This window comes from Brevundimonas sp. Leaf280 (assembly GCF_001422455.1).
Classification (GTDB): domain Bacteria; phylum Pseudomonadota; class Alphaproteobacteria; order Caulobacterales; family Caulobacteraceae; genus Brevundimonas.
Genome location: NZ_LMNC01000005.1, coordinates 92,577 through 108,253, shown reverse-complemented (window position 1 = coordinate 108,253; position 15,677 = coordinate 92,577). Strand labels below are relative to the sequence as shown.

Here is a 15,677-nt window from a genome sequence, read left to right as displayed (position 1 = left end):
ATCTCAGTTCTGGGCGTCGTCGTCGCCCAGCATATCCCGCATCATGTCCAGGATCAGCTTCTGCTTGCGCGCGGGCAGGCACGGCGCCAGGCGGGTGATCTCAACGCTGGTCTTGGTCGGACGATGCTCGTGGTCGAAGGCGGGCGCCTCTTCGGCGACGCCGACCGTCGCGCTGCTGTAGCCGTCGAAGAAGAAGGGGATGCCGACCTTCATGAACTCGGCCATTTCGAACAGTTTCGAGGCCGAGACGCGGTTCGTGCCCTTCTCGTACTTTTGCACCTGCTGGAAGCTGACGCCGACGGCTTTGGCGAGGGCGGTCTGGGTCAGGCCAAGGTCGAGACGCTTTTCCTGAACGCGACGGCCGACATGGCGATCGACGGGATGCGGATCCTCGTCCTTTTCACGCGCCATCGCCGTCACCCTTCACCTAGATCGCTGCTTGATTCCCCTGGACCCTAGATCGCCGGATCGACGGCCACAAGGACAGGATGAACGCTGTTAGCACTGAGAAAAAGAACAGGAAATCGCCAAATCGACCGTAGGGCGTTACGCCCGTCGGACGGGGCAGGGGGGCGTCGATGACGCCCATGACGCCCGGCTCCAGCCGTTGGCCCTCGACGATCCGGCCCCACGGGTCGATCATGGCCGAAATGCCGGTCGGGGTGGCCCGCGCGATGGGCAGGCCGGTCTCTATGGCGCGATAGCTGGCCAGGTTCAGGTGCTGGCGCGGGCCCGAGGTCGCGCCAAACCAGGCGTCGTTGGACGCATTGACGATCCACTCGGGCCGCCCGGCTGCGCCCGGGGTGAAGCCGGGATACAGGCTCTCGTAGCAGATCAGAACCTGCGCCGGCGGGGCGCCCGGAACAGAGATCGGCGCTGGCGTCGGCCCGGCGGAAAAGTCGCCGGGCATATGCACCAGGCTGCGCAGGCCGATGGAGGTCATGATCGACCCCAGAGGCAGGTATTCGCCGAACGGCACTAGCCGGTGCTTGTCATAGACGGCGGCGACCCTCAGGCCCGCCCCGCCCTCGTCGGCCAGGGCGAACAGGCTGTTGTAATAGCGCGCGCCCTCGGGCGCGGTCAGGTCCGGCTCGCCGCGCGCCAGGCCCATCAGCAGGGTCTGTCCCGGACGCAGGGCCCCCGCGATAGCCTGGGCGTCGGCCGAGGCGAAGACGTCGTTGGCCGAGGCGGGCAGGGCGCCTTCGGGCCAGACCACGACATTGGGCGTCCGCGCCGCCGCCTGACCCGTCAGGGCGACATAGCGATCGACGATGGAGCGATAGGCCTCAGGCGACCATTTGGTCTCCTGCTTCACATCGGCCTGAACCAGACGGACGACTGTGTCGGTGAACTGAAGATCCGACTGCGCCAGCCTGACGGCGCCGAACCCGCCGACGGCGATCAAGGCCGAGGCGCCCAGGCCTGCAGAGATCAGGCGGCTGCGCTTGTCGCCCGGCCCGATCAGAGGCGCGAAAGCCGCCGTCGCCACGACTGTCACCAGGCTCAGCCCATAGACGCCGACGACCGAGGCGAACTGGGACATGCCGCCGCCCGCACGCCAGGTCGCGCCTGCCGGGTTCCACGGAAAGCCCGTCAGCACATGGCCGCGTAGCCATTCAGCGGCGCAGAACAGGGCGGCGAACAGCAGCACCCGCACGGCGCCCAGCGGCGCGAACCGACGATAGAGGGCGCAGGCGGTGCCCCAGAACAGGCCCAGGCCCGCCGGCAGCAGGCTGGCCGCAAACGGCGCCATCCACGCCTGTTCGGGATTGACGAAAAACGCCTCGGCCACCCACCAGCACCCGACAAAGAAATAGGCGAACCCCGCCAGCCAACCCATCCAGAAGGCGCCGCGCACCGTGTCGGACCGCTCCGACAGGATCATCAGCAGCGGATAGCCCAGAAGACCGATCAACACTCCGAACGGCGGATGAGCGAAGGCCGTCCCGGCGCCGGCCAGCAGCGCCAGAACGATGCGGATCAGCCGCCACGTCAGGGCGCGCTTCCTGTCGGGCAGGGCGCGGATCGGGGCCGCGAAACGGTCCAGCAGGGCGTCGGGGAACATCGGGTCAGTCCTGCTCGGCGAGATAGGGGTCGGCGACGCCGATCTGGGCCAGGATTTCGCGCTCTTCGGCCTCCATCTCCTCGGCCTCGGTGTCGTCTTCGTGGTCGCGGCCCAAGAGGTGCAGCACGCCGTGGACGACCAGATGGCTCAGATGATCGGCCAGGGTCTTGCCCTGCGCTTCGGCCTCGGTCGCACAGACGCCATAAGCCAGGACGATGTCGCCCAGATGCGGAAACGCGTTTTCCGGCGCCGGGAAGGACAGGACATTGGTCGGCCTGTCCTTGTCGCGAAACCGTCCGTTCAGCGCGCGCACGGCGGCGTCGTCAGTCAGCAGGACGACGATATCGCCCTCCACCGTGCCCAGCGCGGCCTGCGCCGCGCGTTCGACGATGGCCTCGACGTCCGGCAGGGCGCCGGTCCAGGCCTCGGCCTCGACTTCAATCTCGATCATGCGGGGTCTTCGAGGTCCGGGGCGGGGCGTCCGCGCGCGGCGTCGGCGTCATAGGCGCGCACGATCCGCTCCACCATGGCGTGACGCACCACGTCGGAAGCCTCGAACTTCAGGATGCCGACACCCTGAACCCCGTCCAGAATCCGCAGGGCGTGGGCCAGGCCGGAATCGCGCGGGTTCAGCAGGTCGATCTGCGACGGATCGCCCGTGACCACCATCCGCGCACCCTCGCCCAGGCGCGTCAGCACCATCTTCATCTGCAGACGACTGGTGTTTTGGGCCTCATCGACGATAACGAAGGCATGGCTGAGCGTGCGGCCGCGCATGAAGGCGATCGGGGCGGCTTCGATCTCGCCCTTGTCGCGACGCCGCTGCACGTCCTCGGCGCCCAGAATGTCGTTCAGCGCCTCCCAGATCGGCGCCAGATAGGGATCGACCTTTTCGTTCAGGTCGCCGGGCAGAAAGCCCAGCTTCTCGCCCGCCTCGACCGCCGGGCGGGTGATGACCAGCCGGTCCACCTGCCCCCGCCGCAGCAGCGATGCGCCATACGCCGCCGCCAAAAAGGTCTTGCCGGTGCCCGCCGGGCCGACGCCGAAGCTCAGTTCGCACCGGCCCAGCATGTCCAGATAGGCGGCCTGCGCCTTGGTCTTGGGCACGATGGCGCCGCGTTTGCCGCCCGGCAGCGACACGCCCGCCGCCGCCATGCCGGGCGTGCCGCGACCGCCGCGCGCCTGGCCCAGGGCTGCGCGCACGTCGGCCTCGGTGACTTCGGCGCCCAGGGCCGCGCGCTTGGCCAAGTCCTCGATCACCTGGCGGGCGTCCGTGCGGTCGCGTGCGCCGCCGTTGACGGAGACCCCGCCGCCCGGGGCCTCGACCAGCACCTTGAAGGCGTCCTCGATCAGGGCGACGTGGCGACTATTCGGCCCGATGACCGCCCGCAGTTCGGCATCGTTCAAGGGGACGAATTCAGACTCACGCGCCATCAAGCGGCCTTTTCTTCTTGGGCTGCCGTCGAAACCGCGGGGCTCGGCTGCATCAGCCCGTTGGGGGCTAGCCGGCCCGACAGACTGTTCTGCTGGCCGGCGATGATCTCGACCGGAACGATCTGCCCGATCAGATGATCCGCGTTATCGACGTGGACCGATTGAAGATATGGGGATCGACCGATCGCCTGGCGACGGTGGCCGTGCCGTCCCGGCTTGTCGAACAGCACGTTCAGCGTCCGGCCGGCCTGCGCCGCGTTGAAGGCGGTCTGCTGTTCCGTCAGCAGGGCGATCAGGCGATGCAGTCGGTCCTTGACGACCTCCGGCTCGACCTGTTTGCCCATGCCCGCCGCCGGCGTGCCTGGTCGCGGCGAATAGGCGAAGGCGAAGGCCCCCGCGTAGTTCACACGCCGCACCAGATCCAGCGTATCCTCGAACTCCCGATCCGTCTCACCCGGGAAGCCGACGATGAAGTCGCCCGCGATGGCGATATCCGGCCGCGCGACGCGGATCCGGTCGATCAGATCAAAATATTTCTGACGCCCGTGCTTGCGGTTCATCGCCCGCAAAACGCGATCCGACCCCGCCTGAACCGGAAGGTGCAGATAGGGCATCAAGGCTTCCAGATCGCCATGCGCGGCGATCAACTCATCGGCCATGTCGTTGGGATGGCTGGTCGTATAGCGGATGCGGTCCAGGCCGCGGATCTCGGCCAGGGCATAGGCCAGTTCGGCCAGGGTCGCCTTGCGCCCGTCCGGCTGCTCGCCGTCATAGGCGTTGACGTTCTGGCCCAGCAGGGTGACCTCGCGCACGCCCCGATCCGCCAGTTGTCTCGCCTCTTCCAGCACCGCCGCCATCGGCCGCGACCATTCGGCGCCGCGTGTATAGGGCACGACGCAGAAGGTGCAGAACTTGTCGCAACCCTCCTGCACCGTCAGGAAGGCGGTCGGCCCCTCGGTGAAGCGGGCTGCAGGCAGGGCGTCGAACTTGTCGTCAGGAGCGAAGTCCGCGCCGATCCGCTCGCCCCGCGCCCGCGCCGTGCGGGTCAGAAGCTCGGGCAACTGGTGATAGGCTTGAGGGCCGACGACGATGTCGACGGCCGGCTGGCGACGCATGATCTCCTCGCCCTCGGCCTGGGCGACGCAGCCGGCGACGGCGATGGTCAGGTCCCCGCCGGTCTCGCGCCGGATATCGCGCATCTCGCGCAGCTTGCCGAGCTCGGAATAGATCTTCTCAGCCGCCTTCTCGCGGATGTGGCAGGTGTTCAGGATGACGAAGTCGGCGGCCTTCACGTTGTCGGTGACGCCATAGCCCAGCGGGCGCAGCACATCGGCCATGCGCTCGGAGTCATAGACGTTCATCTGACAGCCGTAGGTCTTGATGAACAGACGTTTTTGGGGCGCCGTCTCGACTTGAGGAACCAGTGTCTCGGTCATCGTGGGCTTATGATCGCCCGCAAGCGTCGCGACAAGCCGAGCGTCAGCCCGCATCCACATCGGCGGGATCGACGCGCGCCGCATGGCGGGTGAAGATCAGGCCTTCGCGCTTGGACGGCTCGGCGCCCTCGATCGCAACGCCATAGAGCTCGAGCTTGTGGCCGATCAGCTGGAAGCCCAGCCGTTCCGCGATCTCGTTCTTCAGCCGCTCGATCTCGGCGTCGAAGAATTCGATCACCTCGCCCGACTTGGTGTCGATCAGGTGATCATGGTGATCGTCGCCGGCCTCTTCATAGCGGCTGCGGCCGTCGCCAAAGTCGTGCTTCTCGACCACGCCCGCCTCTTCGAACAGGCGCACGGTGCGATAGACGGTGGCGATGGAGATGTGCGGATCGATGGCCGAGGCGCGGCGATACAGCTCCTCGACGTCCGGGTGGTCCGCGGCGTTGGACAGCACCCGGGCGATCACCCGGCGCTGTTCGGTCATACGCATGCCGCGCTCGGCGCAGAGTTTTTCGATCCGGTCCATGCGCCTAGAATAGGGGCTTGGATCGCATCAGGGAAGCGTCAGGTTGGCGTCAGGCGCATAGAGGTCGCGGCTCATCACCACCGCATCGCTCCGCGATCCGTCGGCCCCCGCATAATAGGCTTTGCGGCGACCGATCGGATCGAACCCGGTCCGCTCATACAGGCCGCGCGCGGCGACATTGTCGTCGGCGACCTCCAGGAACAGCCGCGTCGCGCCGGCCTGGGCTGCAGCGACGGCCGCCGCCTCGACCAGGCGCCGCCCCAGTCCATGGCGGCGCGCGGACGGGACCACGGCCAGGGTCAGGATTTCCGCCTCGTCGACCACGGTCCGGATCAGGATGAAGCCGTCGGCCTCGCTGACCGCCAGCACGCCTGGCTGAGACAACAGATCGACGAAGGTGTCGGCGCCCCACGGCGCAGCAAAGGCCTGGGCGTGAAGGGCGGCGAGTGAGGCGGGGTCCGCCGCCGTCATGACGCAGGCTGGCGCGGCTGGCCCGGCAGGCGGCTGGGCGGCGTGGCGTCGGGCGCGCGCAGATAGAGCGGCCGGGGCGGCTGGATCGCCGGATCGGCGACGGCGGCCAGGCGCGCCAGCGCCTCCGGCGACGGTGCGACCCGGTCGTCCAGATGGCCGAAGGGCAGATCGGGGAAGGCCTGGGTCACGACCGCCGCGCCATTGCCGACCAGGGCGACGCCCGATCCGATGTCGGCGATCCGCCGCGCGCCCTCTTCCACCGACAACGCTTCATCGGGGCCAAGCGGCCCACCGTCGGCGAAGAGGCGCGCATAGACCTGACCGCGCCGCGCATCGATCAGGGCTGCGATGGGGCCGTCTTGATTGGCGAGCGAGGCGGCGAGCGCGTCCAGCGCCGACAGACCGACGACCGGCCGATCCAGCGCCGCGCCCAGACCCTGGGCAAAGGCCAGACCGACGCGCAGACCGGTGAACGAGCCCGGTCCGACCGTGACGCCGATCCGGTCCAGGCTGTCGAAACCGCCGCCCGCCTCGGCCATGACGTCGCGCACCAGGCCGCCGATCCGTTCCTGGTGCCCCTTGGTCATAGGCTCGAAGCGCATGGCGAGCGCGCGATCGTCCTCGAACACCGCCGCCGTGCAGGCGCCGAGCGCCGTATCGATCACCAGAAGTCTCATGGGCGTCTTCTAGGCGGCGCGTCGCAGAACCGCCACCGCGTCCGGATCAGAGGGTCTGCTCGACCCGCGTCACCTCGGGCACATAGTGGCGCATCATCTGCTCGACCCCGGCCTTCAAGGTCGCCGACGACGACGGACAGCCGGCGCAGGCGCCGCGCATCCGCAGGTTCAGAACGCCGGTCGCCTCGTCAAAGGAATCGAACAGGATGTCGCCGCCGTCCTGGGCCACGGCGGGGCGAATGCGGCTGTCCAGCAGGGCCTTGATCTCGGCGACGATCTCGCTGTCGTCCTCGGCATGGCCGTCGGTTTCGCCGCCAACGCCGCGCGTCAGCGCCTGACCCGAGACGAAGTGATCCATGACGACGCCCAGGATCGGCGCCTTCATCTCGGACCACTCCGGCCCTTGGGGCTGGCGGGTCACGGACACATAGTCGGCGCCGAAGAAGACGCCGTCGACGCCTTCAACTTCGAACAGCGCCTCCGCAAGCGAAGAGGCCGTCGCCTCGTCAATGGTGCGATATTCCAGCGCGGCGGTCGGAGAGACATCGCGGCCGGGCAGGAACTTCAACACGTTCGGATTGGGCGTGGGTTCGGTCTGGATGAACATGGGCGGGAGATGCGCTCGCCCCCGCCCCGTTGCAAGACCCGAGCAGAACCTAGCGCCGCTTCAACCCGCCCAGCAGACCGCGCATCAGCTCGCGGGTCAGGGTCGACCCGGCCGTGCGCAGGACCGACTTGGTCAGGGCCTCGACCGGGGTTTCGCGGGATGACCGACGCGCAGGCTTTGCGGCCTCGCGCGCCGCCCGCGCTTCGGCTTGAGCTTGAGCCTTCGCCTGCGCCTCGGCGGCCTTCTGATCGGCCTTGGCCTGGATGGCGGCGGCCTTGTCGGCCTCGGCCTGCACCTTGGCCTGAATTTGGGCCTGGATTTCAGCCTGATCGGCGGCGCTATGACGATTGGCCAGGATTTCGGCGGCGGATTCGCGGTTCAGCACCTGCTCGTAAAGGCCCCGCACCGGACTGGCGGCCATGACAGCGGCGCGCTCAGTATCGGTCGCGGGACCAAGGCGCGAGGCCGGCGGGCGGATCTTGGTGCGGGCCACGACGGTCGGCGCGCCCTTTTCGTCCAGCACCGACACCAGGGCCTCGCCCACGCCCAGAGCCTGAATGGCCTCGGCCGTGTCGAACGCTGCGTTGGCGCGGAAACTCTGCGAGGCGGCCTTCAGCCCCTTCTGTTCCGACGGCGTATAGGCCCGCAGCGCGTGCTGGATGCGGTTGCCCAGCTGGGCCAGGACGCTGTCGGGAATATCGGCCGGGTTTTGCGTCACGAAATAGACCCCGACCCCCTTGGACCGGATCAGGCGCACGACCTGCTCGACCTTTTCCAGCAGGGCGCGCGGGGCGTCGTTGAACAGCAGGTGCGCCTCGTCGAAGAAGAAGACCAGGCGCGGCTTTTCCGGATCGCCCACCTCGGGAAGCTGCTCGAACAGCTCCGACAGCAGCCACAGCAGGAAGGCCGCATACAGGCGCGGACTGTTCATCAGCCGGGTCGAATCCAGCACATTGACCTGGCCCCGGCCGTCCAGGCCGACGCGGATCATGTCCTCCAGCTTCAGCGCCGGTTCGCCGAAGAAGGCGTCGCCGCCCTGTTGCTCGACCTGCAACAGTGCACGCTGGATGGCGGCGATGGAGGCGGGGGCGACGTTGCCGACCTCTCGCCCGATCCGCTCGGCGTTCTCGCCGACATAGACCAGCAGGCTCCTCAGATCGTCGAGGTCCAGCAGCAGCAGACCTTCCTTGTCCGCCACGTGGAAGACGACGGTCAGCACGCCCTCCTGCACCTCGTTCAGGTTCAGCATCCGCGCCATCAGCACCGGACCGATTTCCGACACGGTGGTGCGGATCGGATGGCCCTTCTGCCCGTACAGGTCCCAGAAAACGGTGGGGGCGGCGCGCGGCGTCAGGGTCAGGCCCATCTCGGCTGCGCGGGCGATCAGCTTCTCGTTCGGCGCGCCCACCTGAGAGATGCCCGAGAGGTCCCCCTTCACATCGGCGCAGAAGACCGGCACCCCGGCGTCGGAAAAGCCCTGGGCCATGATCTGCAGCGTGACCGTCTTGCCGGTGCCTGTCGCGCCGGCGACGACGCCGTGGCGGTTGGCGCGGTTGAACAGCAGGTTTTCCGGCTGGGCGGCGTCGGACTGGCCGAGGAACAGGCCGGGCAGGGCGTCGGGCATTGGGGTCTCCGATGGCGTCTCCGGCAAAGGTCTAGCGCGTTCCCCGCGCGCTCGGAACAGCGATTGACGGCGACGGCGGGCGGTTCGACAACACGGTCATGAAAAACCCCATCGCCACGCCGTCCTCGGTCGCCGCTCGCAATGCCCTCGGCGTCATCGCCACGGTCGCGGCCGGGGCGGCGATCTACTGGCTGCGGGACATCCTGACGCCGCTGGCGATGGCCATCTTTCTCCTGATCATGATCGACGGAGTGAAGCGGTCGGTCGAGGCGCGCACGCCATTGAACAGCCGCATGGCCGGGATCGCGGCCCTGACGCTGGTGGTGCTGGCCTTCTTCGCCTCCATCGCCATCATCGTGAACGGGGCGGCGGGCTTCTTCGGCGAAGCGTCCGGCGTATCCCAGAACATCGGCCCGCGCATCGATCAGATCATTCGCGACGCCTATGGGCTGGTGCGTCTGGCCAATCCGCCCACAGCGCAGGACCTGATCAACGGCGTCGATGTGCGCGGCTGGCTGACCTCCATGGCTTTCCAGGTGCAGGGCATCGCCTCGGGCGCCTTCTTCGTCCTGATCTATCTGGGCTTTCTCCTGGCCTCCCAGGTCGGCTTCCGGCGCAAGATCGTCGCCATGTTCCCGTCGGAGGCCCAGCGCGACGAGGCGGTCGCGGTGTTCCAGCGCGTGCGCGGCGGGGTCGAGGGCTATATCTGGGTGCAGTCGGTGACCGGCGCGATGATCTGCGTCGTCGCCTGGATCCTGATGCGGGCGGTCGGGCTTCAGAACGCCGAGTTCTGGACCTTCGTCATCTTCATCGTCGGCTTCATCCCCGTGCTGGGCGGGGCGGTCGCGGGCCTGGCGCCGCCGCTGTTCGCCCTGGTCCAGTTCGAAAGCTATTGGCCCGCCGCCATCCTGCTGGTCGGGTTGCAGGTCATCCTGTTCGTCGTCGGCAACTTCATCCAGCCGCGCATGCAGGGCGACAACCAGAATATCGACCCGGTCGTGGTGCTGCTGGCCCTGGCCTTCTGGGGCAAGCTGTGGGGCGTGGTCGGCATGTTCCTGTCCACGCCGCTGGCGGTCATGGCCATGGCGATCCTGGCCGAGTTCAAGGGCTCGCGCTGGATGGCGATCCTGCTGTCGGGCGACGGCGAGCCCTATGCGAACGAGGGCAAGGCGATCGACAAGCCGAAAGCAGCCCGCCGCAAGCCCAAACCGGAACCCGCAGCCGAGGCTTGATCAGGGCTGCCAGCCGCTGATCTGGTCGGCGTCGCTGTCGCCGGCCAGGGCGCCGCGCGTTTTCTTCACCTCGGCCCAGGCGGCGCGCAGCAGGGCGGGCACGCCCTCGCCCGACACGCCGGACACCAGCATGGGACGGCGACCGGCGACGGCCTCCAGTTCGGCGGCCTTCTCCTCGCGCGCCTCCGGCGTCAGGGCGTCGATCTTGTTCAGGGCCAGGATTTCGGCCTTGTCCGCCAGACCCTCGCCATAGGCTTCAAGCTCCCCCCGAATGATGCGGTAGGCCTCGACCACGTCGTCCTGGGTGCCGTCGATCAGGTGGATCAGGCTGGCCGAGCGTTCGACATGACCCAGGAACCGCGTGCCCAATCCCGCGCCCTCGCTGGCGCCCTCGATCAGGCCGGGAATGTCGGCGATGACGAACCGCTCGGACGGCGACAGGTCCACCATCCCCAGGTTCGGGGCCAGAGTGGTGAACGGATAGTCGGCGATCTTGGGCTTGGCGGCGCTGGCGGCCGACAGGAAGGTCGATTTGCCCGCGTTCGGCAGCCCCGCCAGACCGATGTCGGCGATCAGCTTCAGCCGCAGCCAGATCCAGCGCTCCTGCCCGTCCTGGCCCGGATTGGCGTATGTCGGCGCCTGGTTGGTCGGCCCCTTGAAGCGCACATTGCCCCAGCCGCCGTTGCCGCCCTTTAGCAACAGCTCCATCTTGCCGGGCGTGTCCATGTCCAGCAGGACCGTTTCCTTGTCCTCGTCCAGCACCTGGGTGCCGACGGGCACCTTGAGATGCACGTCTTCGCCCTTGCCGCCGTGCATCTGGCGCCCTTGGCCGTGGTGGCCGGTCTGGGCCTTGAAATGCTGCTGATAGCGATAGTCGATCAGGGTATTCAGTCCCTCGACCGCCTCGATCCAGACATCTCCGCCCTTGCCGCCGTCGCCGCCGTCCGGCCCGCCGTTCGGAATGAATTTCTCGCGTCGAAAGGACACGGAACCCGCGCCGCCGTTGCCGGAGCGGATATAGATCTTGGCCTGGTCGAGGAACTTCATCGCGGGCTTATGCCCCAGAAGCGCGGCGAATTACAGGCCCGGCGACCCGGCGCTATTTCAGCGCCAGCGTCACCGTCTTGACGTCCACATATTCGTCGATGCCGTGGATCGAGCCTTCGCGGCCATAGCCCGACTGCTTGACCCCGCCGAACGGGGCGACAGCGGTGGAGATCAGGCCGGTGTTGACCCCGCACATGCCCGCCTCGATCCGCCGGCTGAATCGCATCGCCCGGTCTATATTGCGTGTGAATAGATAGGAGGCCAGGCCGAAGTCGCTGGCGTTGGCCTTCTCCAGCACTTCCTCCTCCGTGTCGAAGGCGAAGACGGGGATCATGGGGCCGAACGTCTCTTCCTCGCGGAACAGGGCGTCGTCGCCGCCCAGGGTCACGGTCGGCTGGAAAAAGCGGCCGCCCAGATCGTGACGCGACCCGCCGGTCAACACCCGGCCGCCGTTAGCTTTGATCGCCGCCACATGCTTTTCGACTTTGTCGATGGCCTTGTCCTCGATCAGAGGCCCGACCTTCACGCCATTGTCGAAGGCGGGACCGACCACGATCTTGGCCACCTCGGCGGCCAGTTTCTCGGCATAGGTCTCGGCGACCGACCGCTCGACATAGACGCGGTTTGGACAGACGCAGGTCTGGCCCGAGTTCCTGAACTTGCCCTTGATGGTTTCGGCGACCGCCAGATCCAAATCGGCGTCGGCGAAGACGATCAGCGGCGCCGCGCCGCCCAGCTCCATCGACACCCGTTTCAGCGTTCCGGCGCATTGCTCGGCCAGCTTGCGGCCCACGCCGGTCGAACCGGTGAAGGACAGTTTGCGAATGTCCGGGCTATCGGTCAGCGCCTTGCCGATAGTGGCGGCATCCCCGGTGACGATCGACAGGGCGCCTTTCGGCAGGCCGGCTTCATAGGCCAGTTCGGCCAGGGCGATGGCGGTGAAGGGCGTCTGGCTGGCCGGTTTGACCACGGCTGTGCAGCCTGCCGCGAACGCCGGCCCCAGCTTTCGCGTCAGCATGGCGGCGGGGAAGTTCCAGGGCGTGATCAGGGCGCAGGGTCCGACCGCCTCGCGATAGGTCAGGATCAGATGGCCCAGCGGACTGTCCTGAGTCTCGCCGATCAACCGTTCGGCCTGGCCCGCGAACCATTTCAGGAAACCGTTGGCGTAGGTGACCTCGCCCTTGGCCTCCTCGAACGGCTTGCCGTTTTCCAGCGCCATCAGGGCGCCCAGGCCTTCTAGGTTTTCGTCGATCAGCGCCGCCCATTTGCGCAGGAAGGCTGCACGCGCGTGCGGATCGGATCGGGACCAGGTCTTGAACGTCTCGCTCGCCGCCGCGATGGCCTGTTCGGTCTCGGCGGCGCCGAGATCGGGGACATGGCCGATCACATCGCCTGTCGCCGGATCATCGACGGCGATGCCGCCGCCGTTGGCCGGAATGGCCTTGCCGGCGATCAGGGCGTGCTGGCGCAAGAGTTTGAGGCCGGCGTCGCGGGCGGTGTGGTTCACGGGATGGCTCCTATCGCGGTCCTGAAACGAACAAGGCCCCGACGATGCGGGGCCTTGCCGGTCGAATGCTGCAGCCTGAGCTGCGGCCGTCGATTAGTTCTTGGCGTCTTGGGCGGCGCCGGTCACGGCCTGGCCGGCGGCCTGGGTGTCGCGGCCCACGCCTTCGACGGTGTTGCAGGCGGCCGTGGTCAGGGCGGCGGCGGCGGCGACCAGAACGAAAATCTTGCGCATAGGGGAAGCTCCAGGGTTGGCCGGGGTGAAACTCCGCCGGTCTCGCCTCATCAACGCGACGCCAGCGCTGCGGTTCCGGGCGTCTTGTCCGCCGGATCGACGGGCGCGAGGGCTTCCGGCGTGGCGAAGATCATGCGGGCGATGGTGCCGCCGCCGGGCGGGGTGGCGAACTCGGTCTCGCCGCGCAACTGTTTGGCGAAGGCGCTCATCAGGGTGCGGCCCACCCCGACCTCGGCGCCGGCCTGGGCTCCGGGCCCGTTGTCCTCGACTTCCAGAACCGATTTCTCGCCCTGGACGCGGAAGCGCACCTTCAGCTCCCCGCCGCTGCCGGCGAAGGCGTGCTTCTGGGCGTTGGTCACAGCCTCGACCAGCCACAGCGCAAGGGGCGCCAGCTTGTCGGGATCGACGTGCAGGGAATCGGCGTCCACCGAGCTGATGACCACCGGTCCGCGCCCGGCCTCGCTGGCGACCAGTTGCCCCACAAGTTCGTTCAGGAACTCGCGCGCATCGGCGTGGCGAATGTCGTTGCTCTGATAAAGGGTGCGGTAGATCAGGGCCAAGGCCGAGATGCGTTGGCGCGTATCGCCCAGCGCCGCCTTGGCCGGCGCATCGGTCAAGGCGCGCTGCTGCATCGACAGCAGGGACGAGATGATCTGAAGGTTGTTTTTCACCCGGTGATGGATTTCGCGCATCAGCGCGTCTTTTTCCGTCAGGGCGTCGGTCAGTTCGCGGTCACGCACGGTGATGGCTTCAGCCATCTCGTCCAGTGTGCGCGCCATGGTGCGGATTTCGGACGGTGCGTTCATCGCCTGCAGCGGACGCACCGAGAACCGGCCCTTGGCGTAGATGGCCGCGACCCGCTCCAGATAATCCAGCCAGCGAATAAAGATCCGCTCCGACAGCAGCATCACCGCCGCGAACGCCGTCAACCAGGCGCCCAGCGGCAGCAACAGGGTGCCGATCGGATTAAGCCGCGCCCACGACAGCCACCCCGGCGCGGGGGCCGACAGCAGCGCATAAAGATCGCCGCCGGCTAGGGCCGCGCCCGCATAGTCGCGGCGCTGGTTCTGCGCATCCTTGGCCTCGAACACCGCAGACCCCTGATCGCTCGCCCGATCGACCCAGCCCGCGATGTCGTCGCCGGCCGAGAGTTTGAACACGTCGGGATCACTGGCCGTCAGAATACGACCCGCGCCGTCGGTCAGGGCGGCTTGAGCGCCCGACGGCAGCGCGGCGTCAGTGACATCGGGTTGCAGGGCGGAGAAGGGGATCACGGCGACCATGGCGCCGTCGAACCGGCCCATCGGCCGCTCGGCGCGTGTGGCCACGATCAGCGCGCCTTCATAGCCGGCGCCATCGGGGGCGCGCATGACGACCAGTTCTTCGCCATTGCGCAGCCGCTGGAACCAAGTCGACTGGGCGGCGGGCGCCACGCCGGATCTCACGCCGTCCACTCGGCCCGAGGCGCAGACCGCCTCGCCCGTCGGGCTGATGCGGTAGAGGCCCTCGTAGCCTTCCAGACGTCCGACCAGCGCCGTCAGACGCGGTGCGCAATAGGGGCCGACCGCATCGGGGCTGAGCGCGCGCAACAGCACCTGGGCGCTATCCAGTTTGGCCTTGGCGCTGGAGGCGCTGCGTTCGGCCGCCAGTTGCAGATCCACCTGCCGGTCGTCGGCCTGTCTTTGGAAGTCCGCCTGGGTCTGGATCAGGCTGAGCACGAAGATCGGCAGCAGGGCCATGGCCATGGCCGCGCCCAGCCGAAACCGGATGCCCTGAAAGCGATCCGAGCTCCACGTGCGACCGAGCCGCGGCCTTGGGGCGTCCCTGGTCGTCTCGTTCACCGCCGCTCAGCTCCGGGCGCCGGCCAGCCTGTCGGCCTCGCCGAGAATTGAGCGCATGGCGTCGCCTGCCGCCTTGCCGTCGCGTCCGTAGCCGCCCCGTTCCAGGGTGGCTTGCAGCGCACGCCGCGCGCGGCTGACGCGGCTCTTCACCGTGCCGACTGCGCAGCCGCAGATTTCGGCCGCTTCTTCATAGGCGAAGCCGCCAGCGCCAACCAGGATCAAGGCCTCGCGCTGTTCTTCGGGCAGGGTCTTCAAGGCTTGACGCAGCTCGTCCAAGGCGACGGGCGCCTCGGGATCGTCCACGGCGACCAGGGTCCGCTCGGCGGCTTCCTGATCCAGCTGCGACTGACGCCACGAGCGGCGTTTTTCGGAATAGAACTGGTTGCGCAGGATCATGAAGGTCCAGGCCTTCATGTTCGTGCCCATCTGATAGCTGGCGCGCGCGTCCCAAGCCTTCATCATGGCGTCCTGCGCCAGATCGTCGGCCGCGGTCGGATCGCCGGTCAAGGTCCGGGCGAAGGCGCGCAGATGCGGGATCAGCAGGACCAGTTCGCGCTTGAAGCCCTCGTCGTCGGCCGACGCGGGTTTGGGGGCGGCCCCAAGGCGTGAGGTGCTCATGCGGCGCTGTCCGAAGACTTGGCGTCGGCGCGTTTCAGGATATCGAGAAACTCATCGGGCACGGGTTCGTTGACGACCTCGTCGAACATGTGTCGCAGCTTAACGCCAATGGCCTGCTGGCGAAGGCGAGCTTCTTCAAGCCCTGCCTCCCCCTTCTGGTCGCCTTTGGGACGAGAGGAGTCCGGAGAATCGATCATAGACAGAGCCAAGCCCACCCAACTGTCATCGCGAAGAGATGTCGGTCTCAAACGTCATCAGACCGGCGGGGTTCCTGCATGAACGGCTTTTAATGCTAAAGCTTGTTCGCGGCGGCGGAACCGTGATGCGAATGTGACGTTTAAGCTGGCTATAACGCCCT

General features: G+C 67.7%; 17 protein-coding genes. 1 reads left to right on the top strand and 16 read right to left on the bottom strand.

The genetic code is table 11. The features are described 5' to 3' along the window. Positions 1-3 precede the first annotated feature (3 nt). From ASF31_RS10330 to ASF31_RS10285, 10 genes are read right to left on the bottom strand one after another with little or no spacing between them, the layout of a single operon-like run. The gene (locus ASF31_RS10330; RefSeq protein WP_055754569.1) at positions 4-411 is read right to left on the bottom strand and encodes a helix-turn-helix transcriptional regulator; all 408 of its coding nucleotides are present in this window, start codon (positions 409-411) and stop codon (positions 4-6) included. 16 nt (positions 412-427) lie between these two features. Then, on the bottom strand, positions 428-2,065 hold the full coding sequence (gene lnt / locus ASF31_RS10325) for an apolipoprotein N-acyltransferase (RefSeq protein WP_082465111.1): 1,638 nt from the start codon (positions 2,063-2,065) through the stop codon (positions 428-430). 4 nt (positions 2,066-2,069) lie between these two features. Then, entirely contained in the window at positions 2,070-2,516 is a 447-nt protein-coding gene (gene ybeY / locus ASF31_RS10320; RefSeq protein ID WP_055754568.1) for an rRNA maturation RNase YbeY, read from the bottom strand. Further along, positions 2,513-3,499 carry a PhoH family protein gene (locus ASF31_RS10315; protein WP_055754567.1) on the bottom strand — a complete coding sequence of 329 codons (987 nt, stop codon included), beginning with the start codon at positions 3,497-3,499 and terminating at the stop codon, positions 2,513-2,515. Before ASF31_RS10315 ends, ybeY begins: the two co-directional genes overlap by 4 nt. After that, a complete protein-coding gene (gene miaB, locus ASF31_RS10310) occupies positions 3,499-4,935 on the bottom strand; it encodes a tRNA (N6-isopentenyl adenosine(37)-C2)-methylthiotransferase MiaB (RefSeq protein WP_055754696.1) in 1,437 nt (478 codons plus the stop codon). The genes ASF31_RS10315 and miaB overlap by 1 nt, the downstream gene beginning before the upstream one ends. A gap of 43 nt (positions 4,936-4,978) precedes the next feature. After that, a complete protein-coding gene (locus tag ASF31_RS10305; protein WP_017505496.1) occupies positions 4,979-5,464 on the bottom strand; it encodes a Fur family transcriptional regulator in 486 nt (161 codons plus the stop codon). A 27-nt stretch (positions 5,465-5,491) separates the two neighbouring features. Next, a complete protein-coding gene (gene rimI, locus ASF31_RS10300; protein ID WP_055754566.1) occupies positions 5,492-5,935 on the bottom strand; it encodes a ribosomal protein S18-alanine N-acetyltransferase in 444 nt (147 codons plus the stop codon). Then, positions 5,932-6,612, bottom strand: coding sequence for a tRNA (adenosine(37)-N6)-threonylcarbamoyltransferase complex dimerization subunit type 1 TsaB (gene tsaB, locus ASF31_RS10295; protein WP_055754565.1), 681 nt, complete (start codon positions 6,610-6,612; stop codon positions 5,932-5,934). The genes rimI and tsaB overlap by 4 nt, the downstream gene beginning before the upstream one ends. Positions 6,613-6,658: 46 nt before the next feature. Beyond that, on the bottom strand, positions 6,659-7,219 hold the full coding sequence (locus ASF31_RS10290) for a NifU family protein (RefSeq protein WP_055754564.1): 561 nt from the start codon (positions 7,217-7,219) through the stop codon (positions 6,659-6,661). Between the two features lie 49 nt (positions 7,220-7,268). Continuing rightward, the gene (locus ASF31_RS10285) at positions 7,269-8,843 is read right to left on the bottom strand and encodes a helicase HerA-like domain-containing protein (RefSeq protein ID WP_055754563.1); all 1,575 of its coding nucleotides are present in this window, start codon (positions 8,841-8,843) and stop codon (positions 7,269-7,271) included. A gap of 98 nt (positions 8,844-8,941) precedes the next feature. Here ASF31_RS10285 and ASF31_RS10280 point away from each other — a divergent pair, with 98 nt between their 5' ends. Further along, the gene (locus tag ASF31_RS10280; protein ID WP_055754562.1) at positions 8,942-10,075 is read left to right on the top strand and encodes an AI-2E family transporter; all 1,134 of its coding nucleotides are present in this window, start codon (positions 8,942-8,944) and stop codon (positions 10,073-10,075) included. On the opposite strand, the gene obgE is transcribed toward ASF31_RS10280, so the two are convergent. The 6 genes from obgE to ASF31_RS10250 all read right to left on the bottom strand — a co-directional run bounded on the left by obgE (position 10,076) and on the right by ASF31_RS10250 (position 15,516). After that, positions 10,076-11,122, bottom strand: a complete 1,047-nt coding sequence (gene obgE, locus ASF31_RS10275) for a GTPase ObgE (protein ID WP_055754561.1) — start codon at positions 11,120-11,122, stop codon at positions 10,076-10,078. Between the two features lie 52 nt (positions 11,123-11,174). Further along, the gene (locus tag ASF31_RS10270; RefSeq protein WP_055754560.1) at positions 11,175-12,629 is read right to left on the bottom strand and encodes an NAD-dependent succinate-semialdehyde dehydrogenase; all 1,455 of its coding nucleotides are present in this window, start codon (positions 12,627-12,629) and stop codon (positions 11,175-11,177) included. Positions 12,630-12,722: 93 nt separating this feature from the next. Continuing rightward, positions 12,723-12,860, bottom strand: coding sequence for an entericidin A/B family lipoprotein (locus ASF31_RS10265; RefSeq protein WP_017505506.1), 138 nt, complete (start codon positions 12,858-12,860; stop codon positions 12,723-12,725). Between the two features lie 50 nt (positions 12,861-12,910). Beyond that, positions 12,911-14,605, bottom strand: coding sequence for a sensor histidine kinase (locus tag ASF31_RS10260; protein WP_055754559.1), 1,695 nt, complete (start codon positions 14,603-14,605; stop codon positions 12,911-12,913). A gap of 102 nt (positions 14,606-14,707) precedes the next feature. Continuing rightward, positions 14,708-15,319, bottom strand: a complete 612-nt coding sequence (locus tag ASF31_RS10255) for a sigma-70 family RNA polymerase sigma factor (protein ID WP_055754558.1) — start codon at positions 15,317-15,319, stop codon at positions 14,708-14,710. Next, on the bottom strand, positions 15,316-15,516 hold the full coding sequence (locus ASF31_RS10250) for a NepR family anti-sigma factor (protein WP_045809524.1): 201 nt from the start codon (positions 15,514-15,516) through the stop codon (positions 15,316-15,318). Before ASF31_RS10250 ends, ASF31_RS10255 begins: the two co-directional genes overlap by 4 nt. Positions 15,517-15,677 lie beyond the last annotated feature (161 nt).